An 18,371-nucleotide genomic window follows, 5' to 3' on the forward strand; every position below is an offset into this window, starting at 1 on the left:
TGGTAAGCTCAAGTGCTTCCGGCGTATCGCCACTCGTTACGATAGGAAGGCCCTGTACTATAAGTCTTTCGTGTATCTGGCAGCTTCTCTAATGTGGCTATGATCCGCAAATGTCGATTCTGCCTAGGCGGTAGAGTCGAAGACGGCCGCAGGGTCTACGACATGAATCTCCTCGTTCAGGAAGCGGCTGCCGAGGCTCGCGAACTCATCGGGGTCCGCACTGCACACGAATGTCGAGGCACCGGTATCCTCCGGGTCGCGCGGGCGGCGCAGGTAGCCCCTGCGCGAGAGTATCCGGCCGACCTCTAAAGCGGTTTGACCGGCGGAGGAGATCAAACGCACCTCCGGCCCGAGGGCGCGGTTGATGGGGGCCGAGATCAGGGGATAGTGGGTGCAGCCGAGTACAACAGCGTCCACCTCGCTCTCGCGGAAGTGGCGGGTGTAGCCCTGGAGGGCCTCGTCCAGCTCCCGTCCTTCCACTATGCCCCGCTCTATAAGCGGCACGAGGTCCGGCGCGGCCTGCTCGTGTACCTCGATACCGGCGTCCAGGTAATGCACCGCCCGCCGGTAAGCCCGGCTCGTGACCGTCCCCTGCGTGGCGAGCACCCCGACGTGCCGGGTACGGGTCTCAAGCGCCGCCGCCCGGGCTCCGGGCTCGATCACGCCGACTACCGGCACGTCGAACTCGGTCTGGGCCGCCTTGAGCGCCGCCGCCGTGGCCGTGTTACAGGCGACCACGACGAGCTTTACGTCCATCCCGATCAGATACCGGATGATCTCGAACGCAAACTCCCTCACCTCCCGGAGCTGCCGCACCCCGTAAGGCACCCGAGCCGTGTCCCCGAAGTAGACGGTGTGCTCGAAGGGCAGCCGGTCCCGGATCTCCGCCAGCACCGTCAACCCCCCGACTCCCGAGTCAAAGACCCCTATGGGACGAGCGTCGCTCACGAGGCGGCATTATACCCGTTTACGAGTGGGGTGAGGGGTCCGGCAAAATCCCGGCGAAAAAGAAGCCCCGGTCCTTTGACCGGGGCCTGATGGTGGAGGCGGCGGGAGTTGAACCCGCGTCCGCAAGCGCGTCGTCCGTGAGATTTTACGAGCGTTGCACCCGGTTTAATCTTCGCCCTCACCAGCAGACCGGGGCGCCGCTGGAGGGGCTAGCCCGTTGAGTGTCCCCAGAGTGTCCCGGTGCCAGGACACAAAGGGTAGAGCCTGCTAAGCGACGCCGATACCCGGATCACAGGCTATCCGGGTCGACGGCTGCTTTTATTTAAGCAGCTACAGCCATTTCATCGTTGGCGTGTCTTTTTAGACACCGGCGTTTATCGAGTCTCCGGTGAACTCGACTCGTCTCACTGGACGCTGTCCGCTTCCGTCGAAGCCATAACGCCCCCATATAGACCACATTATACCGCCGCAAACTCTCGCTGCAAGCCGTCGGCTACGCCGGGGGTCAGACCCTGGAGCGCTCCTTTATGGCCTTCTCGGTCTCGCGCTGCATGGTCTTCTTGGCGATCTCGCGCCGCTTGTCGTACTCCTTCTTGCGGCTCGCGACCCCGATCTGGAGCTTTATCAGGCCGTTCTTGGCGTGCAAGTCCAGCGGCACTATCGTCTTGCCGCTCTCCTGACTCTTGCCCACCAGCCGCGCTATCTCCCGCTTGTTGAGTAGGAGCCTGCGCTGGCGGGTCGGGTCCTGCGTTACGTGGGTGGCGTTCTCGTACGGAGAGACGTGCGCCCCTACGAGGAACGCCTCTCCGTCCCGGATGCGGGCGTAGCTCTCCTTGAGGTTCGCCCGTCCGGCGCGGATGGACTTTACTTCCGGACCAGTAAGCTCTATCCCGGCCTCGTAGGTCTCCTCGATGGTGAAGTCGTGCCGGGCTTTCTTGTTCTGCGCGAATAGCTTCATCAGGCGGTTATTGTACCGCGAGAATTTTACGGATGTTACTTCAGATGTTACAGCCGCTTGACGACCCGGAGCTCCGCCCGGCGCATCAAGGGGCGCACGTCCAAGAGCTCCACGAGCACCCGGTCACCGACGCTGTAGGAGGCTCCTATCTCCGGGTTCGAGAGCACGACGCCGCTCTCCTCTAGCTCCCACCAGCCGGGTAGCTTGCTCACGTGGACCATGCCGGTCGCGCCCTCGTCCAGCTCGACGAAGAAGCCGAAGGACGCGGTGCCGACCACGGTGCCTTCGAGCGTGTCGCCGACCCGGTCGCGCATCAGCCACATCAGGGTGTAGTCGTCGGCGGTGCGCTCCGCGATGGTGCTCCGGTACTCACGGTCGGAGATCTCGGCTGCGGCCTCGTCGAGGTCCTCGGGCGGCGTATCCCCCAGAAGCGCCCGGTGCACGATCACGTCCGAGTAGCGCCGGATCGGGGACGTGAAGTGCGTGTAGTTCTCCAGGGCGAGCCCGAAGTGACCCATGTTGTGCGGCGAGTAGAACGCCCGCGGCAGAGAGCGCAGTATGAGGTAGTCCACCCCGGAGGCTTCGGTACCGGCCGAGATCTCTCCCAGCGTCTGTGGCGTCGGCTCGGCCTCGATGCCGAGCGCGGCGAGCCGCTCGCCGAGGGTGTCGAGGTCGTCGGCGTCGGGCTCCTCGTGCACCCGGAACACGCCGCCCTGACGCTCCAGGAGCATCCCGGCGACGGCGACGTTGGCCAGGATCATGAGCTCCTCTATGAGCTCGCGGGCCTCGGTGGAGTACCGGATGCCGGCCCTCACGGGCAGACGCTCCTCGTCTATCTCGTAGTCCGGCTCGCGCCCGGCGAAATCCAGCTTGCCCCGTTGGGCCGCCTTTTTCTTCAGCTTGTGGGAAAGCTCCTGAGCCGCTCCGACGAGCTCTTTTTGAGGCACCTTGCCCTCACCGGAGAGGAAGCGGTCCACCTCCTCGTAGGTGAGCCGGGCGTCGCTGCGGATAATGCTGCGGTACGCGCGGCTGCTCGTGAGATCCCCCGCCCCCGTGACCTCCATCTCGACCGTCACCGCCACCCGGTCCTCGTCGGGCCGTAGCGAGCACACGTCGTTTGAGAGCCGCTCGGGGAGCATCGGGGCGACGGTGCCGGGCAGGTATACGGAGTTTCCGCGCCGCCGGGCCTCCCGGTCGAGCATGCCGCCGGGCTGCACGTAGTGGGTCACGTCGGCGATGTGGACCCAGACCCGGTAGCCAGGCTGCCCGTCCTCCCCGCTCTCGGCTCCACCCTCGCCGCCGGGCGTGATCCGCTCTACCGAGATGGCGTCGTCGAAGTCCTTGGCGTCCGCGCCGTCTATGGTAACCGTGGGTAGGCTACGGAGGTCTTGCCTATCCGACGTATCAGGCTCGCGCCCGGCGACCACTTCCGCCTCTTCGCGGGCCTTCTTTCCGAAGCCTCGTCGGGTGTCTATGGAGGCCAGGAGGGCGTCGTATACGTTGCGCGGGTCCTCAGAGGAGCCGAAAACCTTCGTGACCTCGCCCCGCAACGACCGGCCCTTCTCGCGGGCGTTGACGAGCACCAGGTCTCCGGCCTCCGCCCCGCGCCGCAGCTTGCGGGCCACGAGCACGGGCCGTCGCTCGTCGGAGAACATGGGCTCGGCGACGGAGTACTTGCCCCGGCTCACGAGCAGCGCCGGGAGTATCACGGCGTTACCTGGGGCTCTGAAACTCTAGAAACGGATAACACAGGCGGAGTCTAACACGGGGCCCGGGCGCGGCTCCCGACGCGGGCCGGCGGCTGTCTGGCACCGCTAACCGATAGGCAGGTCGCGTACGGAGCCTTCGAGGGCGATGGTGCCCTCGCCGGTCTCGACGCCGGTGACCTCGCCGTTGAACGGCAGGTTCTCGACCGGGTAGCCGAAGTCCGTGCCGGAGAGTATGCGGTCGGTCACGTCCTCCGGCAGCGGGGTGCCGAAGGCGGCGGCCTCCTCGGGGTCGAAGACGATGCGGCCGCCTTCGACGTCCACCGGCCCCCGCACGGAGATGGGCACGCTGACGCCGAGAACCTGAGCGGCAGAACCCACGGTAAGGTTTCCGCCGGAGATCCCGATCCGGCGCACCGGCACCGACTCGATGCCTACGCTCGCGATGCGCTCTAGCTCCTCTTCCGAGAGCACGACCCGGATGTCTCCCGACAGAGGGTTATCCGTGATCAGGGTTCCCTCACGCAGGCTCCGCCACGGCTCGACCTCGAAACTACCCAGCCGCATGCGCACCCGCTCCGGCCGCACCCCGGCGAACTCCGGCTCCCGCAGGATCACCTCCCCGGAGTCGAAACGCCCGGCGAGTATCTCGTACGCCGGGTCCGAGGAGAGGCTGACCTCTGGCGTGCGCGAGAGCCCGAGGTTGCTCTCGAGGTTCCGGGCCACCATCCCCTCGACAAGGGCGGGGAGGAAAGTGTAGGCCCCGATCACGAGCACCGCCACGACGAGCGCGACGAGTGTGATAAGCCCGATCAGTACGCCAGACGTCCACGAGACCTTCCGCGTCGGGACGTGGGGCCGCTGCTCTGACGTGGGTTAGCCCCCGTCGCGGGTCTTTAGATAGGCGTAGATAAAGGAGTCGAGATCGCCGTCGAGCACCTTGTCCACGTCCGCGCCGCTAGCCTGCTCGCCGGTGCGCAGGTCCTTTATGCGGCGGTCGGGGTGCAGGGTGTAGGACCGGATCTGGGAGCCCCAGCCTATATCCGACTTCTCACCGGCCTGCGCCGCCATCTCCCGATCCAGCTTCTCCTGCTCCAGCTCGTACAGCCGGGCGCGTAGGATGCGCATGGCGACCTCTCGGTTCTGGTGCTGACTGCGCTCGTTCTGACACTGCACCACTATCCCGGACGGCTGATGGGTGATGCGCACGGCGGAGTCGGTCTTGTTGACGTGCTGGCCGCCAGCCCCCGAGGCCCGGTAGGTGTCCACCTTGAGGTCCTTCTCGTCTACCTCGACCTCCACGGCGTCGTCTATGACCGGCGCGACGGCGACCGAGGCGAAGCTGGTGTGCCGCCGCCCGCCGGCGTCGAACGGGCTGATGCGCACCAGCCGGTGCACCCCGCGCTCGGCGGCCAGGAGACCGAAGCCGTAGTCTCCGTCGGAGCCGACGGTGTAGGTGGCGCTCTTGAGTCCCGCCTCCTCTCCATCGGTGTGCTCGATTACGGAGAGCTTCAGTCCCCTCGTCTCGGCCCAGCGCCGGTACATGCGGGCCAGCATCCCGGCCCAGTCCTGAGAGTCCACCCCTCCCGCACCCGAGTTTATGGTCAGGATCGCCGGCCCCTCGTCGTAGGGGCCGTTGAACATGCGAGCGGCCTCCTGCTGCTCGACGGTGGCCTCTATCTGCCCGACCTCCCGCTCGACCTCGCCGAGCATCTCGGGGTCGCCGTCGTACAGCCCGAAGAGCTCCTCCGAGTCGTCGAGGCGTCCCCGCAGGCTCTCCAGAAGCGCGATGCGCTCCTCTATGCGCGAGAAGCGCGAGGATACCTCCCGGGCCTCCTCGGGGTCGTCCCAGAAGCCGGGGTCGCTCATCTCCTCGGAGAGCTCGGCGGCGCGCTCCCGCAGCCCTTCGAGGTCGAAGAAGGTTTCGAGCTCGCCCAGGCGGCGGTCGAGCTCCGAGATCCTCTCCGCGAGCTCTGCCACTACCTCCGCTGGCTCCGGTCCTCGTGGCTTACGTCGCGGTGCCCGTTCTGGCCCTCATTCGGGTCTTCTCCGTTTGTCGCCTCCTCGCCGGAGCCCTCTGGCAGGGTGTCGTCCGCCGCGGCCCGCGTGGTGTCGCGCCGGGGCTCGCCGGAGGCGGCGGCCGCGCCGTGACACTTCTTGTACTTCTTGCCCGAGCCGCACGGGCAGGGGTCGTTGCGCCCGACCTTCTGCTCCACCCTGCGGGGGGCCTTCGGCTGCGGGTCGGGCTCCTCCCCGCCGCCGCTGTAGGAGAGTTCCTCCTCTTCCTGGGGCTCCGGCAGCTCGACGTTCTCGATGCGGTAGATGTAGGTCACGTAGTCGGCTTTAAGACCCTGCTGCATCTCCACGAACATGTCGTAGCCCTCGCGCTTGTACTCAACAAGCGGGTCACGCTGGCCGAGGCCGCGCCAGCCGATGCCCTCGCGCAGGTAGTCCATGTCGTAGAGGTGCTCGCGCCAGCGGGAGTCTATGATGGAGAGGAGCGTGATGCGCTCGGCCTCCTCGAAGCTCGCCACGCCGTCGGTGCGCTCGAAGCCGCGCCGGGCGAGCTCCTCCATCCGCGCGTCCCACTCGGAGCGGCGCTCCTCTAGCTTCGCCGCCGCGTCCTCGACGACCATCTCGGTTATACCCTCGGCGTCCAGGCTCTCCCGGTCCAGGTTCTCGAAGTCTATGGAGCTCGGGTAGAGGCGGTTTACCTCCGTGGAGAGCGCTTCGAGGTCCCAGTCCTCCGGGTACTTCTCCTCCGAGACCTGCTCGGCGACGGTGTCGCGCAGGATCTCGTCGGCGTAGGCGAAGGTATCCACCTGCTCCCCGTTCAGGATCTCCCGCCGCATCTCGTAGATCACCTGCCGCTGCTTGTTCAGGACGTCATCGTACTCCAGGATCTTCTTCCGCGTCTGGAAGTTGCGGCTCTCGACCTGCTCCTGGGCGCGGCGGACGGAGTTTGAGATCATACCCGCCTCTATCGCCTCGTCTTCTTCGAGCCCGATCCTGTTTATGAGGCCCTGCATGCGCTCGCCGCCAAAGAGCCGCAGCAGGTCGTCCTCGAACGAGAGGTAGAACCGGGACTCGCCGGGGTCACCCTGACGCCCCGAACGGCCCCGGAGCTGATCGTCTATGCGCCGGGACTCGTGGCGCTCGGTGCCGAGCACGTACAGCCCACCGAGCTCGGCCACGCCGTCGCCGAGCTTCACGTCGGTGCCGCGCCCGGCCATGTTGGTCGCGATGGTGACCGCGCCCTTCTCTCCGGCCTCGGCGATGGTCTCGGCCTCGCGCTCGTGGTTCTTGGCGTTCAAGACGTTGTGGGGTATGCCCTGCTTCTTGAGCTCGACGGAGAGCTGCTCGGAGACCTCGACCGAGACGGTGCCGACCAGGACGGGCTGGCCCTTCTCGTGGCGCTCGGCGATGTCCTTTACGGCCTGGTTGTGCTTGCTGCCCCGCGTCTTGTACACGAGGTCTTCCTTGTCCTCCCGGATCATCTCCTTGTGCGTCGGCACGGAGACGACTTCCATGCCGTAGGTCTGGTCGAACTCGGCGGCCTCAGTGGCGGCGGTGCCGGTCATGCCGGCGAGCTTGTCGTACTGGCGGAAGAAGTTCTGGATCGTCACCGTGGCGACGGTCTGGTTCTCCTCCCTTATCTGCACGTTCTCCTTGGCCTCTATGGCCTGATGCAGCCCTTCGGAGTACCGGCGGCCTTCCATGACGCGCCCGGTAAACTCGTCGATGATGAGGACCTCGCCGTCGCGTACCAGGTACTCGTCGTCGCGCTTGAACAGCGTGTGCGCCCTGAGCGCCTGGTTGAGGTGGTTGACGAGGTTGCGGTTCACGTCGTCGTAGAGGTTCTCGATGCCGAGCATCTTCTCTACCTTCTCCACGCCCTGCTCGGTCGGCGAGACCTGGTTTTTCTTCTCGTCGACCTCGTAGTCCTCGCCTTCCGTGAGGCGCGGCGTGATGGCGGCGAAGCGGTAGTAGGTGTCGGCGGCGCTCTCGGGCATGCCGCTAATTATTAGCGGCGTCCGGGCCTCGTCCACGAGGATGGAGTCCACCTCGTCCACTATCGCGTAGTGCAACTCGCGCTGCACGAGACGCTCCACCGAGGTCGCAATGTTGTCGCGCAGGTAGTCGAACCCGAACTGGGCGTTGGTGCCGTAGGTGATGTCGGAGGCGTAGGCTTCCTTGCGCTCGTCGAAGCCGAGCCCATCCTGCACGATGCCCACAGTAAGCCCGAGGAAACGGTACACCTCGCCCATCCACTCGGAGTCGCGGCGGGCCAGGTAGTCGTTCACGGTGACGACGTGCGCCCCCCGGCCTTCGAGCGCGTTGAGGTATACGGGCATAGTAGCGGCGAGCGTCTTGCCCTCACCGGTCTTCATCTCGGCGATCTTGCCCTCGTGCAGCACGATGCCGCCGAGGACCTGTACGTCGAACGGGCGCAGGCCCAGGGTACGTTTCGCGGCCTCCCGGACCACGGCGAAGGCCTCGGGCAGCAGGTCGTCCACCGTCTCGCCGCCGCCTTCGCTATCCAGCCGCTCCCGGAACTCCTCCGTCTTGGCGGCGAGCTCCTCGTCTGAGAGGGTCTCGACCTCCGGTTCGAGGGCGGACACCTCTTCGACGCGGCGCTGGAGGGCCTTGACCTTGCGGCCCTCGCCCATGCGCAGTATCTTCGTTAGCAGGTTCGACAAGGGCACACTACCTTACTGCGGCCTCCTACACTCCGGGGTTACACTCCCGGCGTGCGGCCGCCTCGCTCTACCGTGTCCGTACCGTATCAGTTGGCGGGATCTATCTTACAGGCTCTATGAGGCCGTAGTCTCCGTCGCGCCGCCGGTATACCACATTTATATCGCCGGTCTCGGCGCTGGTAAAGACGAAAAAGGCGTGATCCAGGAGCTCCATCTGTAGCGCGGCCTCCTCGGAGGTCATGGGCTTCATCTGGAACTGCTTGGTACGGACTATGCGGGTCTCGAGTTCGTCCTCGGTCCTGGTGGCCGCAGGTGCGGCTCCGTCTTCGGAGACTTTCGCCTGGCCCTTCTTGCCGTGCCAGCGGTCGATCTGGCGCCCCCGGTAACGCTTTACCTGACGCTCCAGCTTCTCGTACATGCCGTCTATGGAGGCGTACATGTCCCCGGAGGCCTCGCGGGCCTTGAGGACGCTGCCGTTGATGAACAGCGTGGCCTCGGCGACCTCCGGGTCGGGTATGGAGGAGTTCCGCTGGTGGAAGAGCTCCACCTCGGCCCGCGCGTCGCTCTTCTCGTCGTCGAAGAACTTGTGTACCCGCTCGACCTTCTCTCTGGCGTGACGCTCCAGGGCCTCGGTGAGAGAGATGTTGCGCCCCTTGACCGCTACCTCCACGAGCCGCTCCCTTCCTGTTACGGGACGGTGAAAAGATCGCCGGGAACCGCTCGGCCCCGTAATATCATCTCACCGGCCAGACTTCCCTTGTGCGTGTTCCCCGTATCTTAGCAGGCCCGGCAGAGGCTGAGGCAGTGGACCTCGCCCGCTCCGGCCTCTTTCAAAGCCCCGGCGCACTCGCTCAAGGTGGCGCCGGTGGTGAGCACATCGTCCACCAGCAGCACCCTGCCGCGCACCGGACCCTCGACCCGGAAAGCGTCCCGCACGTTATCCCGCCGCTCGGAGGCCGTTAGCTCGACCTGATCCCGGGTGGCCCGCACCGCCCGGAGCGCCTCCGCGCATTTTGCTCCCAGGCTCGCCGCGACCTCCTGGGCGAGCACCGCGGCCTGGTTGAAGCCTCTCTTGGCCAGGCGTGAGCGGTGGAGCGGCACGGGCACCACGGTGTCGAACCCCGCCTCATCCCTGACGGAGCCCACCATCAGCGGGGCGGCGAGCCGCGGCGCGACGGTCAGGTAGGCCCGGTACTTCAGGGCGCGCACGATCTCCTCCCCCACACCCTCGTACCTGAGCGGCGCGCGGGCAGAGTCGAAAGAGAGATCACGCCCCTTGCAATCCTCGCACACCGGCGTGTCGAAGGCCGTCGGCAGCCCGCACCGGCGGCATACCGGAGGCTCAATTACGGGCAACACCCCGTGGCACCCGGCGCAGAGCAGATCGCTCGCCCGCCCACCGCAGCCGACGCACCGCTGCGGATAGAAAAGATCCGTCAGTGCTTTTACATAGCTCCCGGATATCGGCCCTGACCGGCTCCTCATCGAGACCCTAGAAGTTCAGGCTGCGCGGCTGCAAGACGACCCCTGGGTTCACCCTGAGCCCCTGATCCAGTACGTTTCCCTCCCCTATGACGGCCTCCGCACCCAGCACGGAGAGGCCGCGCACGATGGCGTCTTGCCCCACCCGGACCTCCGGCCCGATAACGGAGCCGCGCACCACGGCTCCGGGCTCTATCTCGGCCCCGTCCAGCACCACGCTGCCCTCGACCGTCGCGCCCCGGCCGATCCGGCAGCCACGGCCGAGCGAAGAACGCCCCCCGACGGTCGCACCTTCCTCGAACACGCAATCCGGCGCTATGGAGAGCGGCGGCAGGAGCTTTACGCCCTTGCCTACCTTCGTAGAGGCGTCTATCTGCAGGTACTCGAAGCCCGGCTCGGTGCCGACTGCGCCAGAGAGCACGTCGTGGGAGGCCATGAGGTAGCTGCGAGGTGTGCCGACGTCCCGCCAGTAGGCGCTGGATACGTGGGCGCGTAGCGTGCCCCGGGCCTGTAACTCCGGGAAGATTTCACGCTCTATGGAGACTTCCTGATCCGCCGGGATCATCTCCAACACCTCGGGCTCCAGCACGTAGATGCCGGCGTTCACGAGGTTCGTCGTCACCTCGTCGTAGGCCGGCTTCTCCAGGAAGCGATGCACCTGCATCTCCGAGTCCACCTCTACGAGCCCGTAGGCGGTCGGGTCCTCGACGCTGGTGAGGGTGATCGTGGCCTGCGCCCCGGACTCCCGGTGGGCTTCGAGCAGCTCCCCGAGATCCAACCCGGTCAGCACGTCGCCGTTGACCACCACGAGCGGCCCGTCTCCCCGGTCCAGATAAGGCTCGGCGTTCTTGAGCCCGCCCGCCGTCCCGAGCGGTCTGTCCTCGACGGCGTAATCCAGTGAGAAACCGTCTAGGTCTTTGCGATCGGCGAAGTAGGCCTGGATCGGGTCCGGTAGGTATCCCAGCGAGAGTACGGCCCCGTCGAGCCCGCCGCGCCGCAGGAATTCCACCATGTAGCCCATGAATGGCTGGTTGCGCAACGGCACCAGCGCCTTCGGGATGTGGTACGTGATCGGGCGCAGCCTGCTGCCCTGCCCCCCGACTAGAATAACGGCTTTCATACTTTCATAGCTCCCTCATAGGAGAGCCAGCTTACAACAGACCGGAGGCCCCGACCAGTGCGGTTAGCGGCACGATCAGCACCGCAAACCCGACCGTCGCCGCCGCGAGAAGATACACCGAGAACCGCACCGCCCCGTCGTCGGCGTCTCCACCGCCGGACTCGCCCGGGTCGGTGGCCGGCTCCTCAAATACCATGCTGCGGAGGATGCCGAAGTAGTACGGCACCGAGAGCACGCTGTTCACCACGACCGCCCCGACTACGACGTACACCGCAACCGATCCCGACTGCGCGCCGGCGATGATCACCCACAGCTTGCCGAAGAACCCGGCCAGCGGCGGAAAGCCGAGCAAAGACGCCATGAAGATGCCCATCGCAACCGCCACACCGGGCCGGGTTTTTATGAGGCCGTTGTAGCTTTTTGCGTCCTCGCCGACGAGATCTATGACCAGGAACGCCCCGAGGTTCGTGACCGCGTAGGCCGCCGAGTAGATCAGGACCGCCTGCACCGCCGTCCCCAGCGCCGGACCCTGGAGCGCGGCGAAAGCCGCCAGGATGTAGCCCGAGTGCGCGACCGAGCTGTACGCGAGCATCCTTCTCACGTTTCGCTGCTGCAGGGCGAAGAGGTTGCCGACGAACATCGTGGCGATGGAGAGGAAGACCATGATCCCGGTCCACGTCGGCGTGGCCTCGGGCAAACCTTCGAGAAGTATTCTGAGTAGCACCGCGAAGGTCGCCGCCTTTGGCGCGACCGAGAGGAATGCCGCCGCGCTGGTCGGCGCGCCCTGGTAGGCGTCCGGCGTCCAGAAGTGGAACGGCACCGCCGAGATCTTGAACGCGAACCCGCTGACCGCGAGCGCGAGCCCCAGGAGCGCAACCGGGGTCATACCAGAGGAGAACGCCGTGCCGATCTCGGATAACGCGGCGGAGCCCGCGACGCCGTAGATCAGGACGAACCCGTACAGCAGCACCGAGGAGGCGATCACGCCGGTCACGAGATACTTCATCGCACCCTCGGAGCTCTCGCGCCGTGAACGGTCGAAGGCCACCAGAGCGTAGGACGGAATAGTCGCCAGCTCCAGCGCTAGGAAGATGCCGAACAGGTCCCTCATGGAGACCAGCAGCAGCGCCCCGACCACGACCGAGAGTATTAGTGCCAGATACTCCGGCTCGTCGTCCGTCCGGGCCGACCACCGCGACGCCGCGATGATGGCGAACAGCGCCGCGCCCGCGACGACCAGCTTGAAGTACAGCGCGAAGTTGTCCACGACGTAGCCGCCGCCGAAGAAGCTGCCGGAGAACCCGCCTACGAACAGCGCCGCCGCGGCCACGAACGTAGCCGCCGCCCCGAGCGTGGCCAGCCCGGCGGTGAGTCCCTTCGAGGAGGGCGCGAAAGCCCCCACGAGCAATACCAGCATCGTAAACCCGAACGCCACGAGCTCCGGCAGGAGCCCGAGGAAAACCGCGGGCGAGACGCTCATACTAGCTCCCTCCTATCGCGGATATTACCGATTGCACCGCCGGTTGCTGCACCCCGATCAGTATCCCGGGGAATATGCCGAGCACCACCACTAGCGCGGCGAGCGGCGCTATCGCGGACATCTCCGTCCGGTTCGCGTCCTTTATATTCTCGTACTCCGGGTTCTGTATCGGGCCGAAGATCACGCGCGCCAGCATGTACAGCATGTACACCGCGGACATCAGTATCCCGAGCGCCGCCAGCGCGCCCTGCACCGGGTACGCCTCGTAGCCGCCCATGATGCTCATGAACTCGCTAACGAACACCGCGAGCCCCGGCAGCCCCATCGCCGCCAGGGCCCCGAGCGCCAGCAGCCCCCCGGCCCACGGCATCCGGCCTATAAGACCGCCGAGCTCCGAGATCCGGCGTGTGCCGGTGCGGGAGGCGATCACGCCGACCAGGATAAACAGCAGCGCCGAGTAGATGCCGTGCGTCACCTGCTGCAACACCGCCCCGTTCAGCCCGAGCGCGTTCGTCGAAGCCACCCCGAGCAGGATAAACCCGAGCGTCCCGATGGAGGAGTACGCGATCAGGGCCTTGAGGTCCGTCTGGGCGAAGGCGACGAACGCCCCGTACAGGATGTTTATAACCCCGAGAGCGGCGAGATACGGCAGGAACGGCGCTACCCCCTGCGGCAGCAGCGGCAGGGCTATCGCGATCAAGCCATAAGTCCCGAGCTTCGGTAGCACCCCGGAGAGCATCACGTTCGTCGAGGTCGGGCTGGCGACGTATACGTCCAGCAGCCAGCCGTGCAGCGGAACCGCCGGGACCTTCACCAGCAGCCCGAGCAGCACCGCCGCGGCGACGGCTATCTGGGCGGTGCGGGAGAGCCCGCCGCCGCCCTGCAGCGCGTCCATCGCGAAGCTGCCGCCGAGGATGCCGAAAGCCAGGAACCCGGCGAGCATCACCGTGCTCCCGAGGAAGGTATAGGTGAAGAACTTCGTGGCTGCGGGCCGCCGGTTCTCGTCGCCCCAGAAGCCGACCATCAGGTACATCGGCACCAGCGTAAGCTCGAAGAACACGTAGAACAGCACCAGGTCCTGGGCGGCGAAAACCCCGAGCATTCCGGCCTCCGCCACGAAAAGCAGTGCGAAGTACTGCCGGAGGCTCCGGTCCACGTCCCACGAGGCCGCCACCGCGATGATCGCGAGCAGCGCGGAGAGGGCGAACATCCCGAACCCGAGCCCGTCCAACGAGACCCGGTATCCGACGTTTAGAGCCTCGATCCAGGTAACGTCCTGCGATAGCACGCCCGCGCCGAGTCCCGGACCGTAGGCGAAGTAGATGAACACCACCAGCGCCAGCGGCAACGCGGCCACCCCCAGCGCGGCGCGGCGCACGGAGGACGCCCGCGTCGTCACCGGGAGCCCGAGCATGAGAAGCGTCCCGAGTAGCGGGAGCAGGATGGTTATCGTCGTGATCACAGCCTGACCCCCACCGCTATGACGGCGACGGTGAAGATGGCTATCAGACCCGCCACCAGCACCACGCCCTGCGCCCCGGCGACTACCCCGATGGCCAGAGCGCCGAGCAGCAGGAACAGCGCGTAGCTCTGCACCGCGCCCCCCTGCATCCCCCGCAGCCTCTCGCCGGTCCAGCCCACACCACGGCTCAAGCCCTCGACGGAGCCCCGGATTACGCGCCGGTCGAACGAGCCCGCCACGCGCGCCAGCCGCTTCGCGCTCCGCACGAAGAGCACGTCGTACAGCGTGTCGAAGTACCAGCCGTTCTCCAGAAAGCGGTACGTCCTCGGCAGCCGCCTCGCCATCGCCTCCGCGAAAGCGGGCTTCCTCACGCATAGCACGTAAGCGAGCCCTATGCCGGCCAGCGCCACGAGGGTGGAGACGATAGCCATTATGTAGTTGAACGGGTGAGGTTCGAGCCCGAGCGCCCCGCTGGCGAACTCACTCGGCGCCACGAAGCCCCCGAACCAGTCGGCCCCCGGCAGACCGACCCAGCCGCTCCCGATAGAGAGCACGGCGAGCGCGATCATGGGCACCGCCATGACCCCCGGCACGTCCACCGCGTTCCGCGCGGCCTCGGACTTCGGCTCGCCGCCAAAGGTCATGAAGATCGCCCGGAATATGTAGAACGCCGTGAGCAGGATGGTCACCACCGCGAGGGCGAACAGCACGTAATGCCCGCCCGCCAGCGTCTCCGAGACTATCGCCTCCTTGCTCCAGAACCCGGAGAACGGGAACACCCCGGCCAGCGAGAGTCCGGCTATGACCATCACCCAGAAGGTGACCGGCATCCGGCGCCGTAGGCCGCCCATGTCGGCCATCTTGTAGCTGGCGAGCATGTACCCGAGTCCGCCCGCTATGAGGAACAAAAGCGCTTTGAAGAACGCGTGGTTGAAGATGTGGAAGACCCCGGCGGAGTACGCCCCGACCCCGAGCGCGAGCATGATGTAGCCGAACTGCGAGATAGTGGAGTACGCGATGACCTGCTTTATATCCTTCTGCACCAGCGCCATCGTCGCCGCCATGAAAGCGGATATGGCCCCGACGTAGGCGACGGTCAGCATGGCCGCCGGGCTCTGCACGAAGATATCGTAGGTCCGGGCTATCAGGTACACGCCGGAGACGATCATGGCCGCGGCATGGATCAGGGCCGAAAGGGGCGTCGGGCCATTCATGGCGTTCGAGAGCCACACGTGTAGCGGGAACTGCGCGCTCTTGCCGGTACATCCGAGCAGCACCATTATTAGCGCCACCGTCAACAGCGTCGGGGCTATGAACCCGGACTGCGCCGCGTCGGAGATGCCCGTAAACGAGACGGTCCCCGCCTGCCGCCAGAAGATGATGATCCCGATGAACAGCGCCGTGTCGGCCACCCGGTTCACGATGAACGCCTTTAGCGCCGCGTAGGTCGCCGCCGGCCGCTCGAAGAAGAAGCCGTGGATCAGGTACGAAGTGGCCCCGACGAGCTCCCAGAAAAGATACAGCTGAATGAAGTTCGGCGACACGACGAGCCCGAGCATCGAGGCGGTAAAGATGCTCGCCACGGCATAGTACCAGGCGAAGCGCGGGTGCCCTTCCATGAACCCGCCGGAGAATAGCTGCACCATGAGGCTCACGAAGCACACCACCACCAGCATCACGGCGGCGAGCGGGTCCACGTACACGCCCATCGGGAAAGCGCCACCGTCCCCGAGCTGTATCCAGGGGACCGCGTAGTCTATGGGTCCCGCCGGCACCCCCGGCAGCCAGCCCGCAACGGAGGCCAGCACCGTTACAGAGAACACCAGCGCGCTCGCCACGGCGAAGACCGAGACGTACTGCGCGTTCTCCTTGAGATAGCGCCCGAAAAAGACCAGGATGACGAACGAGAGTATCGGCAGGGCCGGTATCGCGGCGACTATTAGCTGTCCCCCGACGCTATCCGCCATCTAGCTTCTCTCCCCGCGCATACGCCGCAACGCCACTCCTACCATTTCGCTACCACTTCATTACCATTTCATCAGGTTCGCCTCGTCCAGGTCCACCGTGCGGCGCGCCCGGAACACGGCGAGCACGACCGCGAGCCCTACCGCGACCTCCGCTGCGGCGATGGCTATGATCAGGACCGCGTAGCTCGCCCCGGCCCCGTTCGCGCCGGGCAGATAGTCCGCAAAGGCCACGAGGGTAAGGCTTACGCCGTTGATCATCAACTCCACGCACATGAAAACCACCACGGCGTTGCGCCGGATGAGCGCCCCCCAGGCCCCGATGGCGAACATGAGCGCCCCGACCACCAGGTACGCCTGTAGCGGCAGCGCCGCCGTGAGCGTCCCGCTCGCAGACTCCAGAATCCCCTGCACTACGCCTCCTCCTGGTCGGCGTCGCGGCGGCGGCTAATCACTATGGCCGCCACTATCGCCACGAACAGCAGGACCGCCGCGACCTGGAAGAGCAAGGCGAAGATCTGGGGCCCACCGCCGACGCCGAGCAGGTTTTCACCGAAGGTCTGCATCTGCCGGGGACCGTTTCCGGGGCTCACGCTGCCCCAGTCCTGCACGGTGAGGAAGTACGAGAGCACGGCCCCAAAACCGAGCGCGACCGCGAGCCCGGCCCACACCTGACGGTTGAGGATCGTAGCGAACGAGCGGGCAGAAGGCCGCTGGGTGAACATGATGCCGAAAAGCATCAAGACCGTTACCGCACCGACGTAGATCAGGAGCTGAAACGCCGCGAGCGCCGGGGCGTTCAGCATCACGAAGAACCCCGCCACCCCGAGAAAGGCCCCGGACATGAACAGCGCCGAGTGCACGATGTTACGGCTGAGTACCACGCCGAGGGCGCAGATCAGGGTCATACACGCGAGGAAGATGTACGCGACGATCAAGCCGCGTCCTCGCCGGGCTTCTCCTCGGGGCTCTTCTCGGTATCTCCCTCGGCGGCCTTTTTGCCCTTGGGCTTTTCGCCTTTCGCGCCATCCTTGGCGCTTTTCTTGGGCTTCTTCTTGGTCGGCGGCTGCGGGTCTATCGTCGGGTCCACCGGGCGCTCGCCGAACTGCCGGGCGAGCTCGAGGCGGTTGTAGGCCTGAACCTCGAACTCCTCGGTGTGGTAGATGCAGTTGACCGGGCAGACCTCGACGCACAGGGAGCAGTACATGCAGCGCGAGTCGTCTATGACGAAGCCTATGGCGTAGGGCTTGGGCTTGCCGGAGCCGTCGAAGTCGCGTTTCTCCTGCTCGATGGAGATGCAGTGGTCCGGGCAGACCCTCATGCACTGCAGGCACGCGATGCAGCGGTCCATGTCCACGGTGAGCATGCCACGCGCACGTTCGGGCAGATCGCGCTTGTACTCCGGGTACTGGCGGGTGATCTTCTTGCTGAAGAGGTGCTTGATGGTTATACCCATACCCTTCAGCGTGCCCTGTCCTAGCTGGGGCAATCTACGAAACCTCCATCCCTTCCGTCACTTCCTTGTCTTCAGTATCCAAGTCTCTAGAAGATAGCCATCCACGCGGCGGTCACGAACAGCCAGATGAGCGCGCCCGGCACGAGCACCTTCCAGCCAAAGTCCATGAGCTGATCCATGCGCAGACGCGGCACGCTCCACCGGATCCACTGGAAGGTGAACATTATGATCGCCGCCTTCATGCCGAACCAGAACCAGTTGAACACTCCGAGGTCCATGAAAGGCAGTGGCGGCTGCCACCCGCCCAGGAAGACCGTCGCTACGATGCCGCTCATGAGTCCCATCCCGGCAAACTCCGAGGCCTGTATGAGCCCCCAGGTCATGCCCGAGTACTCGACCATGTAGCCGCCCACGATCTCACTCTCGCCCTCGGGCAGGTCGAACGGGACGCGCTTTGCCTCCGCTATGGCGGACATGTAGAAGATGAGGAACATCGGCAGCTGCGGCCACACGTACCAGTGCCAGAATCCGCCGCTCTGGCCGTTCACCACATCAACCAGTGAGAGGCTGCCCGTGATCATGATGACCCCGAGCAGACTCAGGATCAGCGGCACCTCGTAGGAGATCATCTGCGCCGCCCCGCGCAGGGCGCCGAGCAGCGAGAACGTCGAGCGGCTGCCGTAGCCGGCCATGATTACACCCAGAGCCCCTATGGAGGTGATCGCCACGAAGAACAGCAGCGCGATGTTCATGTCGGCGATTACGGAACGTTCCGTAAACGGGACCGTCATCCACACTATCGCCACCGGGATGAACATGGCTATCGGGGCGGCGAGGAAGATCCACAGGTCCGCCCGCGCCGGGGAGAGATTCTCCTTGGTAAACAGCTTCAGTATGTCGGCGAGTGGCTGGAAAAGCCCCCGCGGCCCTACCCGGTTCGGCCCGTACCGGAGCTGTATGTACCCGGCGGTCTTGCGCTCGCTCATTACGAGTATCGCCGAGAGGTTCAGCGTCAGAAAGAGCACGCCGGCAAGGCCGACTATGAAGCGGAAGGGCTCCTGGTTCAGAAAGTCGAGAAAGCTAAACAATCCCTGC

General features: G+C 65.7%; 15 protein-coding genes, 1 other RNA gene and 2 pseudogenes. 1 reads left to right on the forward strand and 17 read right to left on the reverse strand.

Annotation, left to right across the window (positions count from 1 at the left end; all coding sequences use genetic code 11):
- Window positions 1–103, forward strand: a pseudogene (locus tag ABD53_RS17630) (IS5-like element ISNeu3 family transposase); the annotation flags it as partial.
- 20 nt (window positions 104–123) lie between these two features.
- On the opposite strand, the gene murI reads toward ABD53_RS17630, so the two are convergent.
- The 17 genes and pseudogenes from murI to nuoH all read right to left on the reverse strand — a co-directional run bounded on the left by murI (window position 124) and on the right by nuoH (window position 18,364).
- Window positions 124–948: a glutamate racemase gene (murI, locus tag ABD53_RS06445; protein WP_047864973.1), complete on the reverse strand. Its 825-nt coding sequence runs from the start codon at window positions 946–948 to the stop codon at window positions 124–126.
- Between the two features lie 90 nt (window positions 949–1,038).
- Window positions 1,039–1,394: a transfer-messenger RNA gene (ssrA, locus tag ABD53_RS16475) on the reverse strand.
- Window positions 1,395–1,453: 59 nt separating this feature from the next.
- A complete protein-coding gene (gene smpB / locus ABD53_RS06450; protein ID WP_047864974.1) occupies window positions 1,454–1,906 on the reverse strand; it encodes an SsrA-binding protein SmpB in 453 nt (150 codons plus the stop codon).
- Window positions 1,907–1,953: 47 nt separating this feature from the next.
- Window positions 1,954–3,615, reverse strand: coding sequence for a ribonuclease R family protein (locus ABD53_RS06455; RefSeq protein ID WP_053057755.1), 1,662 nt, complete (start codon window positions 3,613–3,615; stop codon window positions 1,954–1,956).
- 105 nt (window positions 3,616–3,720) lie between these two features.
- Window positions 3,721–4,395, reverse strand: a complete 675-nt coding sequence (locus ABD53_RS06460) for an LmeA family phospholipid-binding protein (RefSeq protein ID WP_047864975.1) — start codon at window positions 4,393–4,395, stop codon at window positions 3,721–3,723.
- A 93-nt stretch (window positions 4,396–4,488) separates the two neighbouring features.
- On the reverse strand, window positions 4,489–5,592 hold the full coding sequence (prfB, locus tag ABD53_RS06465) for a peptide chain release factor 2 (protein WP_053057756.1): 1,104 nt from the start codon (window positions 5,590–5,592) through the stop codon (window positions 4,489–4,491).
- A gap of 164 nt (window positions 5,593–5,756) precedes the next feature.
- Window positions 5,757–8,312: pseudogene (gene secA / locus ABD53_RS06470) on the reverse strand (preprotein translocase subunit SecA); the annotation flags it as partial.
- Window positions 8,313–8,412: 100 nt separating this feature from the next.
- Window positions 8,413–8,982, reverse strand: coding sequence for a ribosome hibernation-promoting factor, HPF/YfiA family (hpf, locus tag ABD53_RS17860; RefSeq protein WP_047864976.1), 570 nt, complete (start codon window positions 8,980–8,982; stop codon window positions 8,413–8,415).
- A 107-nt stretch (window positions 8,983–9,089) separates the two neighbouring features.
- Complete coding sequence (locus ABD53_RS06480; RefSeq protein ID WP_047864977.1) at window positions 9,090–9,797, reverse strand: ComF family protein; 708 nt, start codon at window positions 9,795–9,797, stop codon at window positions 9,090–9,092.
- A gap of 7 nt (window positions 9,798–9,804) precedes the next feature.
- The gene (locus tag ABD53_RS06485; protein WP_047864978.1) at window positions 9,805–10,914 is read right to left on the reverse strand and encodes a sugar phosphate nucleotidyltransferase; all 1,110 of its coding nucleotides are present in this window, start codon (window positions 10,912–10,914) and stop codon (window positions 9,805–9,807) included.
- A gap of 31 nt (window positions 10,915–10,945) precedes the next feature.
- Window positions 10,946–12,394 carry an NADH-quinone oxidoreductase subunit N gene (locus tag ABD53_RS06490; protein WP_053057758.1) on the reverse strand — a complete coding sequence of 483 codons (1,449 nt, stop codon included), beginning with the start codon at window positions 12,392–12,394 and terminating at the stop codon, window positions 10,946–10,948.
- A gap of 1 nt (window position 12,395) precedes the next feature.
- Window positions 12,396–13,856: a complex I subunit 4 family protein gene (locus ABD53_RS06495; RefSeq protein ID WP_053057759.1), complete on the reverse strand. Its 1,461-nt coding sequence runs from the start codon at window positions 13,854–13,856 to the stop codon at window positions 12,396–12,398.
- A complete protein-coding gene (gene nuoL / locus ABD53_RS06500; protein ID WP_047864979.1) occupies window positions 13,853–15,823 on the reverse strand; it encodes an NADH-quinone oxidoreductase subunit L in 1,971 nt (656 codons plus the stop codon). The genes ABD53_RS06495 and nuoL overlap by 4 nt, the downstream gene beginning before the upstream one ends.
- A gap of 60 nt (window positions 15,824–15,883) precedes the next feature.
- Window positions 15,884–16,234 (reverse strand): NADH-quinone oxidoreductase subunit NuoK, encoded by a 351-nt coding sequence (gene nuoK / locus ABD53_RS06505; protein WP_235401408.1) that lies wholly within the window; start codon window positions 16,232–16,234, stop codon window positions 15,884–15,886.
- Entirely contained in the window at window positions 16,234–16,758 is a 525-nt protein-coding gene (locus ABD53_RS06510) for an NADH-quinone oxidoreductase subunit J family protein (RefSeq protein ID WP_053057760.1), read from the reverse strand. Before ABD53_RS06510 ends, nuoK begins: the two co-directional genes overlap by 1 nt.
- Window positions 16,755–17,309, reverse strand: coding sequence for a NuoI/complex I 23 kDa subunit family protein (locus ABD53_RS15795; RefSeq protein WP_053057761.1), 555 nt, complete (start codon window positions 17,307–17,309; stop codon window positions 16,755–16,757). The genes ABD53_RS06510 and ABD53_RS15795 overlap by 4 nt, the downstream gene beginning before the upstream one ends.
- 53 nt (window positions 17,310–17,362) lie before the next feature.
- A complete protein-coding gene (gene nuoH / locus ABD53_RS06520) occupies window positions 17,363–18,364 on the reverse strand; it encodes an NADH-quinone oxidoreductase subunit NuoH (protein WP_084709370.1) in 1,002 nt (333 codons plus the stop codon).
- Between the last annotated feature and the right edge of the window lie 7 nt (window positions 18,365–18,371).

This window comes from Rubrobacter aplysinae, from assembly GCF_001029505.1.
Lineage (GTDB): Bacteria > Actinomycetota > Rubrobacteria > Rubrobacterales > Rubrobacteraceae > Rubrobacter_A > Rubrobacter_A aplysinae.